This window comes from uncultured Ruminococcus sp. (assembly GCF_934476685.1).
Taxonomy (GTDB): domain Bacteria; phylum Bacillota; class Clostridia; order Oscillospirales; family Ruminococcaceae; genus Hominimerdicola.
In genome coordinates this window covers 31,028-55,550 of the sequence record NZ_CAKSNX010000005.1, presented here as the reverse complement: position 1 = coordinate 55,550, position 24,523 = coordinate 31,028, and the positions used below count along the sequence as shown (strand labels likewise).

The window sequence follows — 24,523 nt, the reverse complement described above, 5'->3', positions numbered from 1 at the left end:
AAATTGCAGCAGGTATAGGAAAGCTAGGATTGGTATAAGCGGGCGACCGCAGGTCGCCCCTACGGAAACGTTGAGAGAAAATCCACATTAGACCGCATCAAAGTGAAAAGAGCCGATACAAGACCTCATCAAAGTGGGTTTCAGTAAAAGCCATATCTCGGTTTCTTCCGAGCGCAAAGTAACAGACCGCACAGCAGACAGCGAGCTTGTCGAGCGTAGCGAATTACCCCGTCTGGGAAGACAATAGTTAATAGTTTTTTAACTATTATTGTGTCGGAGTGTGCTATAATAAAAAGGTTAGAGTAAAATTATAGCTATAAGTGAGGAAATGTATTTATGGAACAGGCAAAAGAAAATAAAATGGGTACTCAGCCTGTCGGCAGTTTGCTGATCGGCATATCTTTACCGATCATGATATCTATGCTGGTACAGGCTTTATACAACATCGTTGACAGCATCTTTGTTGCGAAGATAAGCGAGGACGCTCTTACGGCGGTTTCTATGGCTTTCCCTATCCAAAATCTGATGATCGCTATCGGTGCTGGTACGGGTGTTGGTATCAATGCGCTGCTGTCGAAATCTTTGGGCGAAAAGAATTTCAAACGTGCTAATCAGGCGGCAAACAATGGTATTTTTCTTATTCTGGTGGCTTTCGTCATCTTTATGGTGTTCGGTCTATTCTTTACTGAAACGTTTTACCGTGCGCAGACAAGCGACCCTGCAATAATCAAATACGGTGATGAATATACTACTGTTATAACTGTTTTCGGCGTTGGTTTGTTCTCGCAGATGACCTTTGAAAAGCTTTTGCAGGCTACGGGAAAGACTGTTTACTCCATGTTTACTCAGGGATTGGGTGCTGTGGTGAACATCATTCTTGACCCTTGCTTTATCTTCGGAGTAGGATTTTTCCCTAAGATGGGTGTTACAGGTGCGGCGGTCGCAACCGTTATCGGACAGTTCTCTGCGGCGGTGCTTGGACTGGTTTTAAACATAAAATTTAACAAAGAGATAACAATTAATTTAAAGCAATATAGTCCTAATTTGTCTATCATAAAGAAGATATATGCGGTGGGTCTGCCGTCGATAATCATGCAGTCCATAAGCTCGATAATGAATTTCGGCTTCAACAAGATACTTATTGAGTTCTCGAAAACTGCCGTTGCGGTGTTCGGTGTATACTTCAAGCTTCAGAGTTTCATCTTTATGCCTATCTTCGGTCTGAACAACGGTCTTATACCGATAATGGCTTACAACTACGGTGCGAGAAAGAAACGCCGTATAATGGCGACGATGAAGTACGCTTTCCTTATTGCGGCGCTCATTATGTTCGTTGGTACGCTGGTTATGCAGATATTCCCGAAACAGCTCCTCGGTATGTTCGAGGCAAGCGGCAAAATGCTTGAAATAGGCGTTCCTGCGCTGAGGATAATCAGTCTGCACTTCGTTATTGCGTCCGCAGGAATCATTCTTTCATCATCTCTTCAGGCGCTTGGACACGGCGTTTACGCTATGATAATGTCATTCGCAAGACAGCTCGTTGTGCTGCTGCCTGTGGCTTATCTGCTGTCGAAAACTGGCAACATCGACGCTGTATGGTGGTCATTCATCATTGCGGAAATATGCTCTGTAACGCTTGGAACCATATTCTTCCTTAATGTAAAGAAAAAAGAGATATCGGTCATGGAGGACGTGTAAAATGGGCGGAAAAGGCAGTATGATGCGCCTTGACAGGCTGGTTTCTTCGCAGATATACGGCATTTCGAGGGCGGACGTGAAAAAGCTCTGCTTAAAGAAAAAAGTCATGGTGAACGGCAAGCTTATGGCTCGCTCGGACGCTAAGGTGAGCGTTGACGATGAGATATTTATAGACGGAAAAAGGCTTGTTTACAGGGAACACGTTTACATAATGCTCAACAAGCCGCAGGGCGTGGTATGCTCAACGAAGGATGGAGAGTCGAAAACGGTGCTGGAGCTTGTGCCGCAGGAGCTTATGCGTGAGGGGCTTTTCCCTGCGGGGAGGCTCGATAAGGACACGGAGGGTTTTGTGCTTATCACTGACGACGGGGAGCTTTCACACAGAATGCTGTCGCCAAAAAGCCATGTGCCTAAGACTTATTTTGTAAGGCTGGAAAAGCCGTGGGAGGAGAGCTACGGCGAGATAATGGCTGAGGGAATGACCATTGACGGCGACAACGGCAGGGAAAAATGTCTGCCGGCGGAGTTCAAAGGCTCGGACAGTGACCCTTACGAATGCACGCTTATTCTTCACGAGGGAAAGTTTCATCAGGTCAAAAGAATGTTTGGAACGCTGGGCAATAAAGTGATATTTCTCAAGCGGACGGCTATCGGAGATATGCAGCTGGACACAAATTTGGCACTGGGCGAGTGTTTGGAGATTATGCACAAAGATGTTGAAAATTTATTGGCACGATAGCTTCCAGATTGTATTTTTATGGTAACGCTTAGTTATTTTTCGTCAATATACATAATGAGATATAGTAAAGTTTAGTTAAAAAAACTCTTGCGGTTACCTGTAAAATTTGTTATTATATTATTGTAGCTAATGGATATTTTGATGTTAGATATTATATTAGTAAAATTTCAACAGGGAGGTTCTTTTTAATGGCAAGTGTATCATTAAGAGAAATTTATAAGAAGTATGCCGGCGGTGTTATCGCTGTATCAGACTTCAACATCGAAATCAAGGATAAGGAATTCATCATTCTCGTAGGCCCTTCCGGATGCGGTAAGTCTACAACACTTAGAATGATCGCAGGTCTTGAGGAAATCAGTGAAGGTGAGCTTTACATCGGCGACAAGCTCGTTAATGATATTGCACCTAAGGACAGAGATATCGCAATGGTATTCCAGAACTACGCTCTGTATCCTCATATGACAGTTTTCGAGAACATGGCATTTGGTCTTAAGCTCAGAAAAGTACCTAAGGATGAGATTGCTAGAAAGGTTGAGGAAGCTGCTAGAATCCTCGACATCGCTCACCTCCTCGACAGAAAGCCTAAGGCTCTTTCAGGTGGTCAGAGACAGCGTGTTGCTCTGGGTAGAGCTATCGTTCGTGAGCCACAGGTATTCCTTCTTGACGAGCCTCTGTCAAACCTCGACGCTAAGCTGAGAGCACAGATGAGAACTGAGATCTCAAAGCTCCACAAGAAGCTCGGTACTACATTTATTTACGTTACACATGACCAGACAGAAGCTATGACAATGGGCGACCGTATCGTAGTTATGAAGGACGGTTATATTCAGCAGATCGACACACCTACTAACCTTTATCAGAACCCTGTTAACCAGTTCGTTGCAGGATTCATCGGTTCACCTCAGATGAACTTCATCGACGCTAAGCTGCTCAAGATCGACGGCAAGTATGTTGTTGAGTTCGGTTCAGAGGATACAAAGACTTCAAGAGGCGTTAAGTATCAGGTTGAAGTTCCTGAGGCTAAGGCTGACGCTGAGGCTCTTGAGCCACTGGTAGATCAGGAAGTTATTCTTGGTGTTCGTCCGGAGTGCATCCACGATGAGGAGATGTTCCTTTCAGCTGCTAAGACAGGCGTTATCAACGCTACTGTTGAAGTAACAGAAATGATGGGTGCTGAAACATATCTGTATCTTACTTGCGAGGGTATCAACCTTACAGCTAGAGTTTCACCTAGATCAACAGCTCGTCCACAGGATGAGATCCAGGTTGCTCTTGATCCTAACAGAATCCACATCTTCGACAAGGAAACTGAGAAGGCTGTTATCAACTGATTTTAGGAAAAATTTATATTCACATAGCAAAAAGTACGGTTTCTTACCGTACTTTTTGTGTTTTACGGGAATTGAAACCGTTTACGTTATGACAGAGAGGAAAATTTAAGATGAAGATGAAAAGATTTGCGGCTATGCTGACTGCCTGCGCTATGGCGATTTGCTGCATGGCAGGCTGTGCAGGGGGAAGTGAGAGCGAGAGCAGTTCGGGCAAGGCGGATAGTTCTGCTGCGGAAAGCTCGGAGGCTGAGAAGCTCCCTGAAACTGATGAGGAATGGAATCAGGCTATGCTGGACAAGGCTATGGTATCCTATGGAAACACCTCGATGATGCAGGACGTTATAAAACGTGCGCAGGCAGGGGAAGATGTGACCATTGCATACTTAGGCGGTTCGATAACGGAGGGCATTTCGGCTGGTCCTGATGACTGTTACGCAAAGCTGACGTATGAGCATTTTGCGGAGAAGTTTGGTACGGGGGACAATGTAAAGTATCACAATGCGGGGCTGAGCGGAACTCCGTCAAAGCTTGGAATTTTAAGGCTTGACAGAGATGTGCTGGCATATGATCCTGATGTGGTATTCATTGAATTTGCGGTAAATGACGGCAGTGAGCCTGACTATCAGAACGCATACGAATCTATTGTAAAGACGTTGCTGGAGAAGAACATAGCGGTAGTTCTGCTGTTTTCTGTGACGGCGGAGGATCACTCTGCGCAGGATTACATGAAGGAGATAGGCACGGGGTACAATTTACCGATGATATCTTACTGTGATGCGCTGAGGTATTTATTTGCCAACGGACGAATGAAGTGGGAAGATTTTTCTGACGATCAGTCGCACCCGAACGTTGAGGGACACAAGCTTGTTGCGTCGATGGTAGATTATTACTTTGACACGGTGATGGACGTTGAACCTGAGGGTGAATATGTGATGCCGATGGAGGACGTATACTCGCCGAGGGAAGTTGACGCACACATGGTGGAAAATGACGGAATAGAGCCGATAGAGATGGGCAGCTGGGAGAAGGGAACGGACATAGCGACGTTCACCAACGGCTGGACGCATCAGCGTGACGCAGGAAATGACCCGATAGTATTTGAGATCGAGGCAAAGTTCCTGTACATGATATACAAGGAGGTACAGGCGGGATCATACGGTGGACTGCACGTTAAGGTGACGGCAGACGGAGAGGAATATGATGACAGTGTATACGAGGCGGTAAGTCCGAACGGTTGGGGAAATGCGCAGGTGCAGAACATTGCGATGATGCCTGAGGACACGAAATACAGGGTAGAGATCTCCATGGCAGACGGAGATGAAGAAACCATGGGACAAATATTAGCATTTGGCTATACGTCCTAGTCTTCCCAGACGGGCGCCCTCGGGCGGGCGGCTCGGTTCGGGACGCTCGGTAAACTCGCTGTCTGCTGTCGGGCCTTTTACTTTCGTGCTCGGAAGAGTCCTCCCGGACGGGGTAATTCGGGACACTCGACAAGCTCGCTGTCTGCTGTCCGAACTTCTCATTTGCGCTCGGAAGAAACTGAGATATAACTTTTACTAAAACCAAATTTGATGAGGTCTTGTATTGGTTCTTTTCGGTTTGATTAGGTCTTGTTTTGGGTTTTTAAGGCTCAATGTTTCCGTAGGGGCGACCTGCGGTCGCCCGCTTTTACTGAAAACCACTTTGTAAAGACCTTATATCGGCTTTTTTCGCTTTGATGCGGTCTAATGTGAATTTTTATCTCATTGTTTGCGTAGGGGCGACCTGCGGTCGCTTGCTTATGTAAAATTTGTTAAGGCTTTCTACTGCCCTCAATGTTTGCGGCCGTAGGGTAATGCAAAATTTTAGGTCGGCTTTTCACGGTTCGATGTTTTGGTGGGCGGTTTGCATTGTGTGAAATGCGGCTGGCTTTAGGGTATGGCAGGTTTCGGATAAGTTTTATATTTGCTCGGTAAAAGAGGTGGTTTTGGACTGCCTCTTTTTTGATGTGCGGAATGTGGTGAGGGTGGAATGGGGGAGTTTTACGGGCAGGTGTGGGGGATCTCTTTAGGTGTATTTTTTGACAATTTGGCTGCGTTTTGCGGGGAGGACGGCGTTTTTTGACGTTTCATAGTCGATATGACAAGGGGAGAGTCTTTGGTCGGCTGTTTTTTAGATATTTGATAAAAGTCAGTTTAATATATTATGAAAGGTCTTGACAAATCGGGGGAAAAGTGAGATAATAATTAGGATTAAGATATTTGAATTTTTATTGTCTGATTGGAGTTAGTTTTATATGGCTACAAGAGTAGGAATGGTATCGCTGGGATGTCCGAAAAATCAGGTGGACGCTGAGCATATGCTCTTCAACCTGAAAAAAGAAGGCTTTGAGATCGTTTCGGACGCTGCGCTGGCAGATGTGGTTATCGTCAACACCTGCGGCTTTATTGAGTCCGCTAAGCAGGAGGCTATCGACACCATTCTTGAATTCTGCACCCTTAAACAGGAGGGCAGGATAAAGGCTGTTATCGCTACGGGATGTCTTGCTGAGCGTTACAGAGATGAAATGAAAAATGAGATACCTGAGCTGGACGCTGTCATCGGTCTTGGTGCCAACGATCAGCTGGTGGATATCATAAGGCAGATATACTGCGACGGAAAGCCTGTCTGCGCTTACGGTGCTAAGACGGATCTTTCTATGGAGGGCGGAAGAATTATTTCTACCGAGCCGTTCTACGCTTATATCAAGATAGCTGAGGGCTGCTCCAACTGCTGCACATACTGCGCTATACCTGCTATCAGAGGCAAGTTCAGAAGCCGCAAGATGGAGGATATCGTTTCGGAGGCCAGGTGGCTTGCGGAAAACGGTGTTACGGAGCTTGTTGTGGTGGCGCAGGATACAACACGATACGGCGAGGACATTTACGGAAAGTCCATGCTGCCGGAGCTGCTCAGACAGCTTTGTCAGATCGACGGATTCAAGTGGATAAGAACGCTTTACTGTTACCCTGAGAGGATAACGGACGAGCTTATAGATACTATCGCTTCGGAGGAAAAGCTGGTGAAGTATCTGGATATGCCTATCCAGCACTGCAACGGCGAGATACTGAAGGCGATGAACAGGCAGGGCGACAGAAAGTATCTTACGGAGCTTATCGCAAAGATAAGGGCGAAGATACCGGACGTTATACTGAGAACTACTCTCATTGCGGGATTCCCAGGGGAAACGGAGGAGCAGTTTGAGGAGCTTTGCGAATTTGTAAAGGAAATTCAGTTTGAAAGACTTGGCTGCTTTGCATTCTCACCGGAGGAGGGTACAAAGGCTTATGATATGCCCGATCAGATACATCTCAAGACGAGAGAACACAGGGCGGAGATCATAATGGAAGAGCAGATGATAATTTCCGACAGGCTCAATGAAAAATGCATGGGCAAGACTTTTGAGGTGGTCTGCGAGGGATTTGACAGATACGCTGAATGTTATTACGGCAGAAGCGCAGCGGACGCACCTGAGATAGACGGAAAGATCTTTTTCGACAGCGACAAGAAGTTAAGAACGGGCGAATATGTCAAGGTGCTTGTTGATGACACACTTGATTATGACCTTATCGGTTCGAGAGTAGATTAACTGCGGAGGAAAAGTAAGATGAATTTACCTAATAAACTGACTGTGATGCGTGTTATTCTGATACCGTTCTTTATGCTGTTCATACTGCTGTTCAAGATACCTTATCATATGGTATGGGCACTGGTGGTATTTGCTATTGCATCTATAACGGATTTTCTTGACGGAAAGATAGCGAGAAAGAATAACCTTGTGACGACTTTCGGAAAGTTCCTTGACCCTCTGGCAGACAAGCTGCTGGTAATGACGGCGCTGATATGCTTTGCTTTTGAGCGTTGGATAGACCCTGTGGCGGTAATAATAATACTTGCGAGAGAGTTTATGGTGACGGGACTAAGGCTTGTGGTAGCAGGCGAAGGCGTTGTTGTGGCGGCAGGAATATGGGGAAAGCTAAAGACGGCTTTCACTATGGTCGCACTTATTGCCATAATGGCTTTGCAGATATTCTTCCCAGGCGAAAAGGGAAGCCCTGACCTTACATGGGGTTCGCCGATGTTCATAATCAACGAGGTACTCATATGGGTGGCTGTTGTGCTGACGGTGATATCGGGCGGAATTTATCTGAAGGCTTACTGGAAGTATATTGATTCAAGCAAGTAACCCACGGGCGGTATTTTCATATAATATAAACATAATACAATAGATATATAAATGCGTATCAGCAAAAGTAGCGCAGATGTAATTTTCAGAGAGAAGCCGTTTGGTGCGAGGCTTTAAGGATTTTGTGTGAAGTGCGGCTGACAGCAGGGAGAGAGGAACGGTCAAAGGCTCAGTATTCCTCCCCGCAGATCTGCGTTAAAGATACAGAGCCGATGCGGACGGAGAGGTCTGCACGGAAGATCGGAGTGGAACCGCAGCGAAGCTGCCTCCTGAATGCTTTGGCATGGGAGGCAGCTTTTATTTTGCCGGCGGTGCTGCAAAAAAATTTGGCGGATAAAACGAGATGACATTAATGACCGGATCTATCGGAAAGATAATAGATACAGAAAAGCGAGATAGGATAAAAAACCAAATAGAACAGAGCAAAAGACGATCGAATTTCGAGCTGCTGAGGATAATCGCTATGGTGATGATAATTTTTCATCATCTGGCGTATCACACGGAGTTCGATGATGAGAAGTTTTCGCAGATAAATCTTTATGCGAAGCAGATAATGACCATAGGCGGAAAGGTAGGGGTGAACCTCTTTCTGCTCATAACGGGATATTTTATGTCGGTGAAAAGCACGTTTTCGGTGAGGAAGGTGCTGCGGCTGCTGGCGGAGATGTGGTTTTACACATTTGTGACGGAGGTGATACTGGATCAGAGGGGAGAGCTTGACGAGGAGTTCTTTGAAACAGGCTCGGTATTTTTCCCTTTTATGAGGGGGGCGAACTGGTTCAGCGTTACATACATATGCCTGTATGTTTTTTCGGGAGCGATAAATCTTATTTTTGAGAATTTCTCGGAGAAAAAGCTGCTGGGACTGATAGGGTTCATGCTGTTCATGTCGGTGCAGTTCCCGATAGTGTTCCACAACTGGAACGACCCTGTTATCGGGGAGAGCGGCGGCGGAGCGGTGTTCAGGTTTATCACGATGTACCTTATCGGAGGGTATCTGCGGCACTACCCGCACAAGATACTCAGAAGTATGCCTGTGCTGTTTACTGCGGCGGCAGGGGGATTTATCGGGGCATATATGGGACTTCACTATGAGCTGGAGAATTTTTCATTCGAGCAGAACAATTTTTTCATAGTGCTGTGGTCGGTGGCGATGTTCATGATATTCGCAAATATCGAGATAAGCTATAAGCCTGCGGTGAATATGATAGCCTCATGCGTTTTCGGGGTATATCTTTTTCACGACAACGAATATGTGCGGCGGATACTGTGGGAGGATATCTCCACGGCGGTCGAACGGGTGGGGGATAAGTCATTCATACCCTACTGCATCGGCTTTGTGCTGGCGGTGTTCCTTGTGGGGACGGCTATCGACATGGCAAGACAATACATTTTATTCAAGCCTTTTAAGCTGCTCAACGACAGGGTGGTAATACCTTACTTCGGTCGGCTGAGAAACGTAATTAACGGAAAGGGGACGGCAGATAATGAATCTGATCGAAAACATCAAGCATGATATACAGACAATAAAGGACAGAGATCCTGCGGCGACGAGCGTACTGGAGATACTGACATATTCGGGACTTCACGCTGTGGCATTTTACAGGGTATCACACTGGTTCTACACCAAAAATCACAAGGTCATCGCAAGAGTCATATCTCAGTTCGCAAGAATGCTTACGGGCATAGAGATACACCCGGGCGCAAAGATAGGCAAGGGACTGCTTATCGACCACGGTTCGGGAGTAGTTATCGGAGAAACTGCGGAGATAGGCGATTACTGTCTGCTGTATCAGGGCTGTACGCTGGGCGGAACGGGCAAGGATCAGGGCAAAAGACACCCTACCCTCGGAAACAACGTTATGGTCGGCTGCGGCGCAAAGGTACTGGGTCCGTTTACGGTAGGGGACAACGCAAAGATAGCGGCGAACGCTGTGGTGCTTGAGCCTGTGCCTGCGAACTCAACGGCGGTAGGCGTTCCTGCAAGGATAGTCAAGCAGAACGGAAAGCGCACCTGTGATCTGGATCAGATACACATACCCGACCCTGTGGCGCAGGAGCTTTGCCAGACGAGAATGAAGCTGGAAAAGCTGGAGAAGAGGGTGGAGGAGCTGGAAAAGCTGGAGAGCCTGACAGATCCCGAACCACTGCAAGACGTTGAAAATACAGAGGAATAAACTTAAAAAGAAGAGGTAAAAAGCTATGAACATTTACAATACGCTCACACATAAGGTCGAGGAATTTGTGCCGAACGAGGCGGGCAAGGTGGCAATGTACACCTGCGGTCCGACGGTATATCACTTTGCACACATCGGAAACCTCAGAAGTTATATAATGGAGGACGTGCTTGAAAAGTACCTCCGATATGTGGGATATGATGTGAAGAGAGTAATGAACATCACGGACGTAGGACACCTTACTTCCGACGGCGACACGGGCGACGACAAGATGTTAAAGGGTGCAAAGCGTGAGCATAAGACGGTCATGGAGATAGCAAAGTTCTACACTGACGCTTTCTTTGAGGACTGCAGAAAGCTCAACATCAAGCGTCCTGACGTGGTTGCGCCTGCGACGGAGTGCATAGACGATTTCATCAAGGTCATTTCTGCGCTTATCGAAAAGGGATACGCTTATGAGGCAGGCGGAAACATTTATTTCGACACTTCAAAACTGGAGGACTACTATGTTTTCCACAACTTCAATGAAGAGGACCTTGAAGTCGGCGTTCGTGAGGGCGTTGAGGAGGACTCAAACAAGAGGAACAAGGCGGACTTTGTACTGTGGTTCACAAAATCGAAGTTTGATTCGCAGGAGCTTAAATGGGAGTCGCCTTGGGGCGTGGGTTATCCGGGCTGGCACATTGAATGCTCATGCATTTCGATGAAGAACCTCGGCGAGTATCTTGACATACACTGCGGCGGTGTGGACAACATTTTCCCGCACCACACCAACGAGATTGCGCAGTCGGAGGCTTACCTCGGACACAAGTGGTGCAACTACTGGTTCCACGTTCATCATCTTAACACCAACAGCGGAAAGATGTCGAAGTCAAAGGGCGAGTTCCTTACGGTCTCACTGCTGGAGAGCAAGAATTATGCTCCGCTGGTTTACAGATTTTTCTGCTTGCAGTCACATTACAGAAAGTCGCTCGTATTCACATATGAAAATCTCGACAACGCAAAGACGGCTTATGACAAGCTTGTGGCAAGGGTAGCGCAGCTTGTAAAGGCGGCTGACAAGGGCGAAGTTGAGCAGGCTGAGTTCGACAGGCTGAAAGGTCTTTTCACTGCGGCTATGGACGAGGATATAAACACTTCAAATGCTATAACTGCTCTTTATGACGTGCTGAAGGCTGATGTCAATGCGGCAACTAAGCTTGCGCTCATCAATGATTTCGACAGGGTGCTTTCACTTGATCTTGTGAAGTCGGCTGAGGCGCTTGCGGCGGAGGAAGAGAAGAATGCGGCGGATATCCCTGCGGAGGTAACGGCTCTGGTGGAGAAAAGACAGGCGGCAAGAAAGGCAAAGGATTTCGCTGAGGCAGACAGACTGCGTGACGAGATAGCTGCTCTCGGATATTCCGTAAAGGAAACAAGACAGGGTACGGAGATAACAAAGTTATAAACATAACTTTGCTGTAAATACAGCTTTGTTATAAATACAGCTTTGTTGCAATAGAGAGGAAAAAGATAGTAAAAATGAAAGAAACGAATTATATCGACAGGAACAAGGGAAAGCGTTTCCGCACATATTTTCAGTTTTCGATGATAGCTGTATGTTTTGTTCTTGTATTTGCGCTGTTCTACGCTTGTCAAGGCAGGTCAAATTCCGCAAAGCTAAATTCTGAGGACGTTAAGGTTATACAGTATGATCTGCCGTCGGACGATGCGGCGGTAGCGGTGTTTGAAACTTCAAAGGGAACGTTCAAGGCGGTCATTTACGAGGACGAAGCGCCGAAAACTGCAAAGTATTTCAGAGAACTTGTGGATTCGGGATATTATGACGGCACATATGTGTTCGCTGTGCAGGACGGAGTTTACTTTATGGGCGGCTCGAAATCGGAGAACGGAACGGACACGGACGACACAAACAAGGAAACTATCGACCCTGAGATAACGCCTGACCTTTGGCCGTTCAGAGGTGCGCTCATCTCATACGGCGACAAGGGCGGAACGGTGTTCAATCAGAAGGTCATGTCGGGAAGCAGAATGCTTTTCGTGGACACTGTGGAATTTACGGACGAATTTGTGGAGGAACTTGATTCCGCAGGGGGAAATGACGAGCTGGTGGAAACCTTTAAGGAAAAGGGCGGAATACCAAATTTTGCTCAGCAGTACACTATTTTCGGACAGATATATGACGGCTATGACGTTTATGACGAGATATGCTCGGCGGACGTTGTGAACTCGGAAAATCTTACGCCGAAGTCAAAGATAACTTTCGACAAGGTGTATATGTCCACCTACGGCGAGAACAGGAACGATGAGTTCTTTACGGCGAGCGTAGTTCCGGCGGAAAGTGCTGTGGATACGGACACGGAAAGCTCGCAGGAAAATTAAAGGATAAAATAAGCGAATATAACAAAGACCGTCTGCATGGAGTGTGCAGGCGGTCTTTGTGTGTTGATGTACGCTGTACTATATTTTGATATTCAGCTGAACGAAATCTGAGCCGCTGAGTTTACAGCTGATGGGGTCGGGCTGGTGAGTTGAGGCATAGACGGTAAATTCACTGCTGTATCTGCGGCGCTCACCTGTTTCGGAAACGGAGGTAAAGGCTTTCGGGGAGATAGGTATTTCAACGGTCTGCTCCTCATTTTCGCCTAGGGTGATACGTTTAAAACCGCAGAGGCTTGGGAACGGTGTGGAGTTTTCGGTATTATCCGTTATGTACAGCTGTACAACGTCCTCGGTGGCTGAGCCGCTGTTATGGACTGTGACGGAGAACTTGTCATTTGCGAATGAGATATCTGTGACCTTGACTGCGCCGTAGGTCAGACCGTAGCCGAATGGGTAGAGGATATTGCGGTCTGTGTATCGGTAGGTTCGGTCTTTCATTGAATAGTCGGTGAAGTCGGGGAGAAGGTCGGTATTCTCATAGAATGTAACGGGGAGCTTGCCAGAGGGGGAGATATCGCCGAAAAGTATTTCCGCAAGAGCCTTTCCGCCCTCTGCACCTGCATACCACACATGGAGGAGTGCATCGGGGGTACATTCGGTATTGATCGAACTTCCTGCGGCGCAGACTATGACAACAGGTTTGCCCACTGCCATTACACGCTTTATAAGGGTGCGCTGGCTTTCGGGGAGAAGAAGTCCGTTTTTATCTCCCGACGAAAACTCGTTGCCTGTGTCGCCCTCTTCGCCCTCGATAGTTGCGTCAAGTCCCACGCAGAGGATAACTGCGTCGGAGTTTGCGGCGGCTGCTTCGGCTTCGGCATAGCGGTCGCCTGCCTGCGCAAGTCCCGAAACTCTGTCTTTGTAGAGGTGACAGCCTTCTGCGTAGAGGACACGTCCCTTAAATCTGTCCTCGATACCTTCGAGGAAGGTCACATATCTGTCGGCTGTGCCGTTATAGTTGCCCTCTAGGGCGGCTCGGCTGTCTGCATTCGGTCCTATGACGGCGAGGGTCTTTATGCTGTTCTCGTTGAGGGGGAGAATGCCGTTGTTCTGGAGCAGGACCATTGACCTTTCCGCACAGGCGAGGGAAAGCGCTTTATTTTGTGGGGCGCAGACCTCGGTATAGGGGACAGCGTCATACTCGGTGGACTTATCGAACATACCCAGTCTTATGCGTGTTCGCATAAGATGAACGCAGGCACGGCGGATATCATCTTCGGTCACAAGACCTTTTTCCAGTGCGGAAAGCAGGTGGACATATGTACAGCCGCAGTTCACATCGCAGCCTGCTTTGAGCGCCATTGCCGCCGACTCGACGGGGGAGGAGGTCACCATATGATGCTCGTGGAAATCCCTTATCGCCCAGCAGTCGGAAACGAAATAGCCGTCAAAATCCCACTCTTTCAGCTTTTTCATAAGAAACTCGCTTGCGCAGGAGGGTTCGCCGTTCACACGGTTGTATGCGCCCATAACGCTTTCGACCTTTGCGTTCTTCACAAGCTCTTCAAAGGCATAGAGGTAGGTTTCTTCCAGATCTTTGGGACTTGCCTCGGCGTTGAACTCATGGCGGAGGGATTCGGGGCCGCTGTGTACAGCAAAATGCTTTGCGCAGGCGGCTGTTCTCAGGGTCGATGATGTGCCTTGAAGTCCTTTTACATAGGCTTTTCCGCACTCTGAGGTAAGGTAGGGGTCTTCGCCGTAGGTTTCATGACCTCTGCCCCAGCGTGGGTCACGGAAGATATTTATATTTGGCGCCCATAGGGTAAGGCCTTTGTATATATCCCTGTCGCCACGCTTTGAATACTCGTTGTATTTTGCTCTCGCCTCGGTGGAGGTGACTTCTGCGGCTTTGTTTACAAGGTCGGTGTCGAACATTGCGGCAAGACCGATAGCCTGCGGGAACATTGTGGCTGTTCCGCTGCGGGCAAGTCCGTGTATGCCCTCGTTCCACCAGTTATATGCGGGAATGGAAAGACGCTCGACAGCCGGTGCGTCATATCTCAGCTGTGAGGCGGCTTCCTCGATAGTCATTTCGCTTACAAGAGCCTCGGCTCTTTCCTGCGCTGAGAGGGATATGTCAAGATATTTTTTCATTGTGATTGCTCCTTTTTTTGTATTATTGTGATATTTTTTCGCCCACTATTTCAAAGTAGAGATTTTTCTTCAAAACCTCCGAGGGGTAATATTCTTTTTGATTATATGCGATGAGAAGTTTCATATAGGCTGCCACGTCGCTTATGGAATACATTGGTATACAGCCTGTTTTGATAATTTTGCTGAGGGTATCGTACATAGGCCGGTCTTTTTTTATGCCGCAGATATAGACTCTTATATCGTTGACAAGGCATTTTTCGATAAAGCGGCAGAACGAATAGTTATCGCCGAATTTCGTTTCGGTGCAGGCTGTGCCGCTGTGGTATGGGGAAAAAAGCACTGCGGCAGGCTTTCCGTCGAGGCTGTAATTTGAAAAATCCATAGACGGGTAGCCGTCTATTTTCATTATATTTTTCTCGAATTTCAGGGGGTTGCGGAAGAGTTTTTCTTTGGGCTGTTTGAGCCATTTTTCGTTTATGCCTTTATGGACGGTGAAGTCTGCGTGGGGGTCTTCGCCGTAGGCTGTGAACCTGTCGAGGCAGGTATCAGCGGGGAGAAGTCTTGTGGAGATATAGACCTTTTCATAGAGGGTGAAAACGCCTGCGTACTTATTTTCAAGGATATTTTTTACGGCGCAGGAGAAGTTGTAAAGTCCGTTGCTGCCTGCTGAACCGATGGGTTTATTGGCGGCTATGATATACAGAGGGATATCTATATGGCGGAAATACATTCCCAGCAGGGCGGAGGTATAGGCGAGGGTGTCGCTGCCGTGGGTGAGGATAATGCCTGCATAGTTGGAGGTATCGACGTTTGACAATATCTCGATAATTCTTTCCCAACAGGCAGGGAGCATATTTTCGCTGAGGATATTAAGTATCTGTCTGCACTCAAAGCTGACATCGCTGCCGAAGGCTTTGCGGTAGGCGGCGATAAGCTCGAAACGTCCGTCCCCTGCGACGCTGATTATGCCGTCACTGCTGAGGGTACTGCCGATAGTGCCGCCTGTGAAAAGCACGAGTATTTTTTTTGAAGGTGTGCTGCTGTTAGTTGGTTTTTCTAGGTTTTCTATATTTTTTATGTTTTTTTCCATAGATACGCCTCCCTGCATAGTTGGATACATTATAAATATTGCCGCAATGGTGGAATGATATACCTTTACGAACATATTTTATTTGTTATAAATATAATATCACAACAGTTTGCTTTTGTCAATAGTTGTGCAAGATGCACAAAAGTTTGCGAAATATTGATTTAAAATGAGAATTGAGTATAAGAAGAAAATTTGATATAATAATAAGGCAGTATTGAAGTGGACAGAAGACGGTATTGAAAGTTTTATAAGGAATATTGCAAAACGGCGGCGGAAACACCGCTGTTTTGCGGTATTGCGGAACATACCAATGTCACTTCGCAGTTTTTTGTTTTGGAAAGGATGAATAAATTATCATGTGGGCTTACGAAAGCGTTTTTTATCAGATATATCCATTAGGTTTCTGCGGTGCGCCTTTTGAGAATGACGGTGTTCAGGAGAGCAGGATACTGAAGGTCAAGGAGTGGATACCGCACATTCAGAAGTTGGGTGCGAATGCGATATACTTCTCGCCTGTATTTGAATCGGACACGCACGGATACAACACGAGGGATTACGGCAAGATAGACTGCCGTCTTGGCACGAACGAGGATTTTGCAGAGGTCGTAAAGGCTTTGCACGAGGCGGGCATAAAGGTGGTCATTGACGGTGTATTCAACCATGTGGGCAGAGGTTTCTGGGCATTTCAGGACGTACTGAAAAACAGGGAGAACTCGCCTTACAAGGACTGGTTCAACATCAATTTCGGCGGAAACAGCGACTACAATGACGGTTTATGGTACGAGGGCTGGGAAGGTCACTATGATCTTGTAAAGCTCAATCTGAACAATCCTGCGGTAGTGGATCACATACTTGAAAATGTGACGAAGTGGGTGAGAGAGTTTGACATTGACGGTCTGCGTCTTGACGTTGCATACTGTCTGAGTTTTGATTTCCTAAAGCGTTTAAGGCAGCACGCAAACTGGGTAAAGGAAGATTTTGTGCTTATCGGCGAACTTCTTCACGGTGATTACGGTCGCTGGGTAAATGATGAAATGCTGCACTCATGCACGAACTACGAATGTTACAAGGGACTTTATTCCAGCTTTAACTCGATGAATATGTTCGAGATATGTCACTCGCTGAAAAATCAGTTTGGACCTGAGGACTGGTGCAGGTACAGGGGAAAGCACCTGCTTTGCTTTGTGGATAACCATGATGTTTCGAGAATTGCGAGCCAGCTGACAAATGAAAAGCATTTGCCGCTGATATACGGTCTGCTTTTTGCGATGCCGGGTATGCCTTGCGTATACTACGGTTCGGAGTGGGGAACAAAGGCGAGCAAGAGTGAGGGAGATCCTGCGCTGAGGGTATCTTTTGAGAAGCCTGAGTGGAACGAGCTGACTGAGCTTATATCCAAGCTTGCGGAGATACACAAGAACAGCAAGGCACTTTGCTACGGAAGTTTGTCGGTGCCTGTTCTCACGAACAAGCAGTGCATAATTGAGCGCTGCTGTGACGGAGAGAGGATAATGGTAGCGATAAATGCGGACGATCAGCCATACACTGCGCATTTTGACGCAAGATGCGGCAGGGCGGAGGAGCTGCTGACAGGCACGATGCACGATTTTGGCGGCGGCAGCGAACTCAAACCATACTCAGTAGAAGTCTGGAAACTTTAGCCCTCGGTCCTCGCCGGACGGGCGACCTCACCGGTCGGGGTAATTCGGGACGCTCGGCAAGCTCGCTGTCGGCGGTCGGGGCTGTTACTTTGCGCTCGGAAGAAACAGAGATATGGCTTTTACTGAAACCGACTTTGATGAGGTCTTATGTGTTTTTTTTCTCAACGTTTGCGTAGGGGCGACCTGTGGTCGCCAGTTGATTGCAAATTCGCATAATGTCAGCTAATTGCAAACTCGCATTATGTCAGTTGACTGAAATTTCACATAATCACAAACAAAATATGCGGTGCAGAGGGAAATTCTGCACCGCATTGTTATTTTCAGTATATTTTCGCTTTCAGCCTTTTTGCAAATTCGTTGGCTGCAAGGGGTTTGTCGTATATATATCCCTGTATGCGGTTGCACCGCAGATTTTCAAGGTTTACTTTCTGCTCGTTGTTCTCGACGCCCTCGGCTACTATCTCTATGCCAAGTTCTACTGCCATATTGATGATGTTGCGCAGAATGATGTTCTCTCGGTTCTTTGTATCGTCGCTAAGCTCGTTTACAAAGGACTTATCTATTTTCAGCACGTCAACGTTCACAAAGTTGAGCAGCTGGAGTGAGGAATAGCCTGTGCCGAAATCGTCCAGCGCTACGGTAAAGCCGTTTGCGTGGAGTCCGTCAACGTATTTTTTCAGACGTGAGGAACTTTCGGGATCGACTGTTTCGGTCAGTTCCATTTCCAGATATTTATGATCTATGCCGTATCTGTCGGTTATTTCGGTTATCCTTTCCACAAGGTCATCTTCATAGAGATGCTCGTTGGAGAAGTTTACGGAAATTTTTGCAGGAGTGATTCCCTGATCTATCCACTCACGGATAGTCTGACAGGTCTTTTCAAGTACGAAATAATCCAGCGCACAGATAAGATGTTCCTTTTCAAGCACGGGAACAAATTCCGCAGGGGAGATAGTCTGTCCGTCATATACCCACCTTACAAGTGCCTCGCCGCCGTAGATACTGTTGCCGTCCGTAAAGACTTTCGGCTGATAAAGCACATAGAAGTCGCCGTTTTCAAGTGACCTTGCGAAACGCTGGGTATATTCCTTTCTCGCAATGAATTCTTCTTCGATCTGAGGGGTGTATGTGACAAGGGGAGTGCGTGAAAAGTTCTTTGCGTAGTTGGCTGTGGCAGAGATATAGTTCATTATCATACCGAAATCCTTGTTCGGCTCGTCTATATGATAGATACCTGCTCTGGCACTGAGGGAGAAAGTGAGCTTTCCTGCCTCGGTGTTGACGGTGATATCGGTGCGGTCGAGCCTTTTAAGGAACTCGTCCACCTTTACGTTCGGGATAAATGCGCCGAAGTTATCGCCGCCTATTCTTACGATAATGCCGTCGCTGCCTGCAAATTCGACAAGCTTTGAGCCGTACTGGCGGAGCATTTCTGTGCCGTACTTATAGCCTGCTTTGCGGTTCACATAGTTGAAGCTGATGATATTGAAAAAAAATGCGGTGTACTGGTCAGCTTTTCCAGCGGCAGATATCCTATGGCAGAACTTTTCAAGTGCGTTGAGATTATACAGACCTGTTGCTTTGTCGTAATGGTGATAGTGATCGACCATATCGGCGAGATAAAAGCGTATGGCAGTCGAACAGCAGGTGCAGCAGAGAAATTTGATATCGCTGACATCGTTTTCATTTAATATAACGTTTTCGTCAAGATACAGTTTTGCACACATATTTTTTTCATTGTCTATATCAAGTGAATACTCGACGGACTGCAAGCCGTCGGGGATAGTATCGGAATAGAAAAAGAACGTCTGATCTTTATTCGTCCTTTTGTCGTTAAGAAAAGCAGCAGCGCAGACGATGCCGTACTGTTCTGCGGCAGGCGAGAAAACCTCGCTGACAGTCCTTTTATCGCAGCTTTCAAGCCCCATAAGCTGTTCACAGACCGTTTTGATATTGATGATTTTTTCAGTCATATTAAGTCGCCCCCCAAGCAGCGAAAAATGTCGACCTAGGTATTGGATAGACACCGAGTTTTGTTCTTTCGTTTACATTTATCATTATATTATATCTTTTAGCAAAAATCAATAGTTAAGTTAAATTTTCTAAAGTTTACACATATAAACAGGTTAACGAAAACGTTTATTGTACTTATCTTACAAATAGAAAAGGCGGAAAATAGGCAGGTTTGCGAAAGTGTGGACTAAATATGATGAAATGTTAATTTTCTCAATGGTTATTAACAATCAAACGTTTTAGTAATATGATATTGGGGAAGATAAAGCTGATGTGGTTAATATAAAGTTCACAAATGTCGAAAATTGACGTTCAGATAGCGATCAACAGAAAAAAATATTGAAATTTTGCCTGAGAAGTGATATAATTTTTGTGAGAAATATGAAAACGGAAGGGAATGAGGTTCGTGACAGAAAATAGAGGGCGCACGCTGATAAAAATATGCGGCATAAGAAACAGGGAAGAGGTCGGATACCTTATAGAAAACGGTGTTGACTTTGCGGGAATGGTGATGTTTTTCCCGAAGAGCCGCCGATGCATTGATGAGGAAACGGCGAAGGAGCTTGTGAAGGTGCTTGGGGACGGCTCGGACATTAAAAAGACGGCTGTGGTGGTTTCCCCGACGGCTGAACAGGTGAGGAAGATAGCCGATATCGGTTTCGACTACGTTCAGATACACGGTGAGCTGACGGAGGAGGTAATGGAAAATTCGCCGCTGCCGATACTAAAGGCTTTCAACGTAAGTGATCTGGGGGAGATAGGGCGATGGAACGGCTGTGAAAAGATAGCGGGATATGTGTTCGACGCTGCGGATCACGGCAGCGGAAAGACTTTCGACTGGTCGCTGCTGGAAAATATAGATACAAAGGGCAGAATGTTCCTGCTGGCAGGGGGACTTTCTCCTGAAAACGTTATAGAGGCTGTGAAAATTGTACATCCTGACGGCGTAGATGTGTCCTCAGGTGTGGAATTTGACGGAGGTTCGGGCAAAGATCCCAACAAAATACGGGATTTCTGCCGCTTTGTCAGAATTGCCGATAAATGACAATAATTTTAGAAAATTTGATTTATTGGTGAAAAATAAGTATTTTGTCATAAATCGTACACCGATTAATAGTTTTTTTATAATATTTTTTGGAGAATCCTACTATTAATATTGACAATTAAAATTAAATATTGTATAATATATTTAGTTACGAATGTGACGCTGTTTATATGCTCTTTATTACAGTTTATGGCATAAGTGCGCTTTGGGTAAGCGAAATCGTTTTACATAAATTTCTTGGAGCATATTAGCATATATAAAAGGCACATATCGTAGTTTCAATTTCTGGTTGGAAGGACTGATTTCATTGGCAAGAAAAAAAGACGAAAGCACAAATGAAAAGATCGTTCGTTTATATAAGGAAGGATACTCTATCGACTCCATAGCGAGAACAATGGAGATCCCGAAGGGAAACATCGCAGGCATACTCGAAAGATATTTCCCTGAGTATCAGAGCTATGTGCAGCCTGATATACAGCAGCCTGCTGATAATGAGGAGAAGGAAAAGGCATCGAAGAAGAGCGTTCTCAATATGAACGTCAGCGACCTTTTCAAGAAGGGCAAGAAGGATAAGGCTGAGGAACACGTTGATACATCTAAGGTGAGCATAAATCTTGATATGGATGAAAACGGTTTCGAGGACAGATCTGTTGCAGGTATCGCACAGATGCTCAAGAAGGGCAGATCTATTGCGGACGTGGCTGAGTTCTTTAACCGTGAAAAGGCTGAGATAAAGGCGGTTTCAGAGGTAATGGACGAACATTTCCGCCGTCAGGAGCTTGCCGCTAAGCAGCAGGAAGAGCCTGAGGCTAAGGCTGAGCCGGAAAAGCCTGAGAAGCACGGATTCGGCAGGACGAACGAGTTCGCTACGGGACTTGAAAATAATACGGCAGCAGTAAAGCCTGCATATGCCGCTCCGACATATACTAAGAGGGACGATCCTAAGCCTGTTTCGGCAAGCTATGGACTTGCGGAGGACAGCAAGCCTGTTTCACTTTTCGACAAGGAAGAGCCTGCGGCACACGTTGATCTCGTGGGCGAGTCGGCAAAGGAAGAGCCTGCTCATGAAGTTAAGCTTGTTCCTGATGACGCAGAGATACCTGCACAGCCTGCTGCACCAAAGGCTGCGGCTGCCGCTGATGAGGAGATCCCTGAGATGCCTTCTATCGACCCGATAAGCCTTGACGCACTGGACAAGGAGCTTGGAAAAACACCAGATCCTGTTACGGATGATATTCCGGATATAGGATTCGATAAATTAGCGGCGGACGCCGACGATTCAAAGGAGGATTCGGGAATGAGCCCTATGGAAAAAATGAAGCAGTTTGCTCAGGAGCAGATCGCAATCAACAATCAGAAGATCGAAGAACTTAAGTCAAAGAAGGTTGACGCTGAGAACAATGCATTCGACTGCAACACAAAGGTAGAAACTATGAAGAAGCAGATCGAGGATATGCAGGCGCAGCTTCTTGTACTTATCGACGAGAAGAACAAGGCGGGAGAGATCGTCAGCGGTATAAATGATGAGATCGAGAGCATCAATCAGGAGAACGTTGAATTCGGCGCTTATCTTTAATAACTGATAAAAATTTATAGCATATAAACTCCCGACGCTTTAAATGAGTGTCGGGAATTTTTGTGTAAAAAAGGACGCTCCCGACGTGTTGGTACGATATCGGGAGCGTTTTTATAAAAATGAGGTATTAGAAATGTATGCGTGTGAGATCTTACAGCTTGCTGTATTCCTCATCGGAAACAGGTTCGAGCCACTCGTTGGAGGTTTCCTCACCAGGGCATTCTACTGCAAGGTGGCTGAACCAGCTGTCGTACTTTGCGCCGTGCCAGTGCTTTACGCCTGCGGGGATAGTTACTACATCGCCGACAGAAAGGCTCTGTGCAGGCTTGCCCTCTTCCTGATACCAGCCGCTGCCGTCAACGCAGATAAGGAGCTGCCCGCCGCCGCTCTTTGCGTGGTGGATATGCCAGTTGTTGCGGCATGACGGCTCAAAGGTAACGTTTGCGATGAAAACGGTCTTTTTAGGGTCGGTAAGAGGGTTAAGGAAGCTCTTTCCTGTGAAATACTGTGCAAAGCCTGTGTTTGGCTCGCCCATTTTGCATTTCTCCGTTAAATAAAATACTATTAATACTATTATTAAAGCGCTGCTGTGTCTTCTGCTATCTGCTCAGGGGTAAGGTGATTTTCTCTGAGCACGTCGGCAGGATCGTAACGGTCAAGGAACTCCTTTTTAAGACCGAAGCAGAGCGTTTTTACATCTGATGAGCCGTAGAAACGTGCTATCTTTTCGCCGAAACCGCCGTCAAGGATACCGTCCTCGATGGTGATGACCTTGCTGTGATCCTTTTTGAGAGATGAGAGCAGCTCTTCATCAATACCTGTGATGAAGTACGGGTTGATGATAGTGGGCTTTTCGCCTGTCTTTTCCTCTATGAGCTTTGCAGCCTCAACGCCCATATCGTAGAATGAGCCGAGGGCGATTATCGCTGTGCCGCTGCCCTGCTGAGTTACCTCGTATTTATTGAGGACGCTGAAATCTTTTGTAACTTCCTTGCCGCTTGAAACGCAGGCAGCAGGTACTCTTACTGCCACCGGGTGTTCGTTCTGATCCATTGCCCAGTCGAGTACGGCGAGGTATTCTTCCTTTGTGGTCGGGGCGATATAGACGAGGTTCGGGATATTTGACATCATAGGGATATCGTAGATGCCGAGGTGAGTAACGTCATTCATTCCGTAGACTGACGCTGCGAAAACCGCAATGGTAACGGCGCTTGAATTTACGCACATATCCTGCGAGAGCTGATCGTATGTTCTCTGGATAAAGGTGCTGTAAACGCCGTAGAAAGGCTTTCCGCCGTTGGCTGCGATACCTGACGCAAGGGCAACAGCGTGTTCCTCTGCGATACCCACATCAACAAACTGCTTGCCTGCAGCCGCTCTTTTATCGGGGGTAAAGCCGAAAACTGTTGGGGTTGCTGAGGTTATGGCGCAGACGGACTTATCCTTTTTCATTTTGTCGAGGAGATATTCTGCTGTGATGCTGCCGAGATCTTCTCCGCCGAAATAGTTCGCAGGAGTTTCACCTGTTTCTATATCGAAAGGCATATGCCAATGCCATGATTCCTTATCCTTTTCAGCGTAGGAATAACCCTTGCCTTTTTCGGTGACGATATGGACAACGACAGGGTGGTCAATATCCTTTACCTTGCCGAAAGCCTCGATAAGCTGTGAGAGGTCGTTGCCGTCCTTGACGAAAATGTAGTCAAGTCCCATTGCTTTGAAGAGGTTACATTCTGTCTTACCGTCAGTTTCTCTCAGAAGTCTGAGGTTCTTATACATACCGCCGTGGTTTTCGGCGATAGACATATCGTTATCGTTCACAACGACGATGAAGTTCGTATCCTGCTCCCCTGCGAAGTCAAGACCTTCGAGAGCCTCGCCGCCGCTGAGTGAGCCGTCGCCGATAACGGCGATTATATTTTCCTTGCCGCCGTTAAGATCTCTCGCCTTGGCAAGACCTGAGGCAAGGCTGACGGAAGTTGAGGTATGACCGATAGTGAAGTGGTCATGCTCGCTTTCTTCCGGATTTGAGTAGCCTGAAACGTCATCGTACTTATCCTCATAGAGGAAAGCGTCCTTTCTGCCTGTGAGCATTTTATGGCAGTAGCTTTGATGTGAAACGTCAAAAACTATCTTATCTGTTGGGGAATCGAAAACATAGTGGAGTGCGATAATAGCTTCGACCATACCGAAATTCGGACCGCAGTGACCGCCGTGGATACTGAGCTTTTTGATGAGCGCAGTTCTCATTTCGCTTGCGAGGGCGGAAAGTTCGGTCATATTCAGCGCCTTTACATCGGCTGGGGAGTTGATCTTTTCAATGTACATAATATTACCTCCGTTATTTTTTTTGCTTTTTTTCTTTTTTTGTCTTTCTTTTATGTTTGATATTATAGCACTTTGAGTTTACTCCAAGTCAATGATAAAAATGCACTTTTAACAGTTTGTTT

18 protein-coding genes are annotated in these 24,523 nt (G+C 46.7%); 13 read left to right on the top strand and 5 right to left on the bottom strand.

Annotated features, from left to right (window positions below):
* Positions 1 to 336: 336 nt before the first annotated feature.
* The 10 genes from Q0E19_RS06985 to Q0E19_RS06940 all read left to right on the top strand — a co-directional run bounded on the left by Q0E19_RS06985 (position 337) and on the right by Q0E19_RS06940 (position 12,534).
* Positions 337 to 1,698 carry an MATE family efflux transporter gene (locus Q0E19_RS06985; protein ID WP_294408433.1) on the top strand — a complete coding sequence of 454 codons (1,362 nt, stop codon included), beginning with the start codon at positions 337 to 339 and terminating at the stop codon, positions 1,696 to 1,698.
* A gap of 1 nt (position 1,699) precedes the next feature.
* Positions 1,700 to 2,437 (top strand): 16S rRNA pseudouridine(516) synthase, encoded by a 738-nt coding sequence (locus tag Q0E19_RS06980; RefSeq protein WP_294408431.1) that lies wholly within the window; start codon positions 1,700 to 1,702, stop codon positions 2,435 to 2,437.
* Between the two features lie 188 nt (positions 2,438 to 2,625).
* Positions 2,626 to 3,768, top strand: coding sequence for a sn-glycerol-3-phosphate ABC transporter ATP-binding protein UgpC (ugpC, locus tag Q0E19_RS06975; RefSeq protein WP_294408430.1), 1,143 nt, complete (start codon positions 2,626 to 2,628; stop codon positions 3,766 to 3,768).
* Between the two features lie 110 nt (positions 3,769 to 3,878).
* The gene (locus Q0E19_RS06970) at positions 3,879 to 5,132 is read left to right on the top strand and encodes an SGNH/GDSL hydrolase family protein (protein WP_294408428.1); all 1,254 of its coding nucleotides are present in this window, start codon (positions 3,879 to 3,881) and stop codon (positions 5,130 to 5,132) included.
* A 914-nt stretch (positions 5,133 to 6,046) separates the two neighbouring features.
* Positions 6,047 to 7,378, top strand: a complete 1,332-nt coding sequence (gene rimO, locus Q0E19_RS06965; RefSeq protein WP_294408427.1) for a 30S ribosomal protein S12 methylthiotransferase RimO — start codon at positions 6,047 to 6,049, stop codon at positions 7,376 to 7,378.
* 18 nt (positions 7,379 to 7,396) lie between these two features.
* A complete protein-coding gene (gene pgsA, locus Q0E19_RS06960) occupies positions 7,397 to 7,975 on the top strand; it encodes a CDP-diacylglycerol--glycerol-3-phosphate 3-phosphatidyltransferase (RefSeq protein ID WP_294408425.1) in 579 nt (192 codons plus the stop codon).
* Positions 7,976 to 8,327: 352 nt separating this feature from the next.
* The gene (locus tag Q0E19_RS06955; protein WP_294408423.1) at positions 8,328 to 9,491 is read left to right on the top strand and encodes an acyltransferase; all 1,164 of its coding nucleotides are present in this window, start codon (positions 8,328 to 8,330) and stop codon (positions 9,489 to 9,491) included.
* Positions 9,463 to 10,152 carry a serine O-acetyltransferase gene (cysE, locus tag Q0E19_RS06950; protein ID WP_294408421.1) on the top strand — a complete coding sequence of 230 codons (690 nt, stop codon included), beginning with the start codon at positions 9,463 to 9,465 and terminating at the stop codon, positions 10,150 to 10,152. Before Q0E19_RS06955 ends, cysE begins: the two co-directional genes overlap by 29 nt.
* A gap of 25 nt (positions 10,153 to 10,177) precedes the next feature.
* Complete coding sequence (cysS, locus tag Q0E19_RS06945) at positions 10,178 to 11,599, top strand: cysteine--tRNA ligase (protein WP_294408420.1); 1,422 nt, start codon at positions 10,178 to 10,180, stop codon at positions 11,597 to 11,599.
* A 74-nt stretch (positions 11,600 to 11,673) separates the two neighbouring features.
* Entirely contained in the window at positions 11,674 to 12,534 is an 861-nt protein-coding gene (locus Q0E19_RS06940) for a peptidylprolyl isomerase (protein ID WP_294408418.1), read from the top strand.
* A gap of 78 nt (positions 12,535 to 12,612) precedes the next feature.
* Here Q0E19_RS06940 and Q0E19_RS06935 read toward each other — a convergent pair whose 3' ends face one another.
* Both Q0E19_RS06935 and Q0E19_RS06930 read right to left on the bottom strand, forming a co-directional pair.
* A complete protein-coding gene (locus Q0E19_RS06935) occupies positions 12,613 to 14,688 on the bottom strand; it encodes a glycoside hydrolase family 3 C-terminal domain-containing protein (RefSeq protein WP_294408417.1) in 2,076 nt (691 codons plus the stop codon).
* Positions 14,689 to 14,710: 22 nt separating this feature from the next.
* Positions 14,711 to 15,778: an asparaginase domain-containing protein gene (locus Q0E19_RS06930; RefSeq protein ID WP_294408415.1), complete on the bottom strand. Its 1,068-nt coding sequence runs from the start codon at positions 15,776 to 15,778 to the stop codon at positions 14,711 to 14,713.
* Positions 15,779 to 16,134: 356 nt separating this feature from the next.
* Between Q0E19_RS06930 and Q0E19_RS06925 the strand changes: the two genes are divergently transcribed.
* Positions 16,135 to 17,439, top strand: a complete 1,305-nt coding sequence (locus tag Q0E19_RS06925) for an alpha-amylase family glycosyl hydrolase (RefSeq protein ID WP_294408414.1) — start codon at positions 16,135 to 16,137, stop codon at positions 17,437 to 17,439.
* A gap of 320 nt (positions 17,440 to 17,759) precedes the next feature.
* On the opposite strand, the gene Q0E19_RS06920 is transcribed toward Q0E19_RS06925, so the two are convergent.
* Positions 17,760 to 19,412 (bottom strand): GGDEF domain-containing phosphodiesterase, encoded by a 1,653-nt coding sequence (locus tag Q0E19_RS06920; protein ID WP_294408413.1) that lies wholly within the window; start codon positions 19,410 to 19,412, stop codon positions 17,760 to 17,762.
* A gap of 446 nt (positions 19,413 to 19,858) precedes the next feature.
* Between Q0E19_RS06920 and Q0E19_RS06915 the strand changes: the two genes are divergently transcribed.
* Positions 19,859 to 20,497, top strand: a complete 639-nt coding sequence (locus Q0E19_RS06915) for a phosphoribosylanthranilate isomerase (RefSeq protein ID WP_294408411.1) — start codon at positions 19,859 to 19,861, stop codon at positions 20,495 to 20,497.
* 307 nt (positions 20,498 to 20,804) lie between these two features.
* Entirely contained in the window at positions 20,805 to 22,073 is a 1,269-nt protein-coding gene (locus tag Q0E19_RS06910; protein WP_294408410.1) for a hypothetical protein, read from the top strand.
* A gap of 151 nt (positions 22,074 to 22,224) precedes the next feature.
* On the opposite strand, the gene Q0E19_RS06905 is transcribed toward Q0E19_RS06910, so the two are convergent.
* Positions 22,225 to 22,608: a cupin domain-containing protein gene (locus Q0E19_RS06905; protein ID WP_294408408.1), complete on the bottom strand. Its 384-nt coding sequence runs from the start codon at positions 22,606 to 22,608 to the stop codon at positions 22,225 to 22,227.
* A 41-nt stretch (positions 22,609 to 22,649) separates the two neighbouring features.
* Positions 22,650 to 24,401 carry a 1-deoxy-D-xylulose-5-phosphate synthase gene (locus Q0E19_RS06900; protein ID WP_294408407.1) on the bottom strand — a complete coding sequence of 584 codons (1,752 nt, stop codon included), beginning with the start codon at positions 24,399 to 24,401 and terminating at the stop codon, positions 22,650 to 22,652.
* Positions 24,402 to 24,523 lie beyond the last annotated feature (122 nt).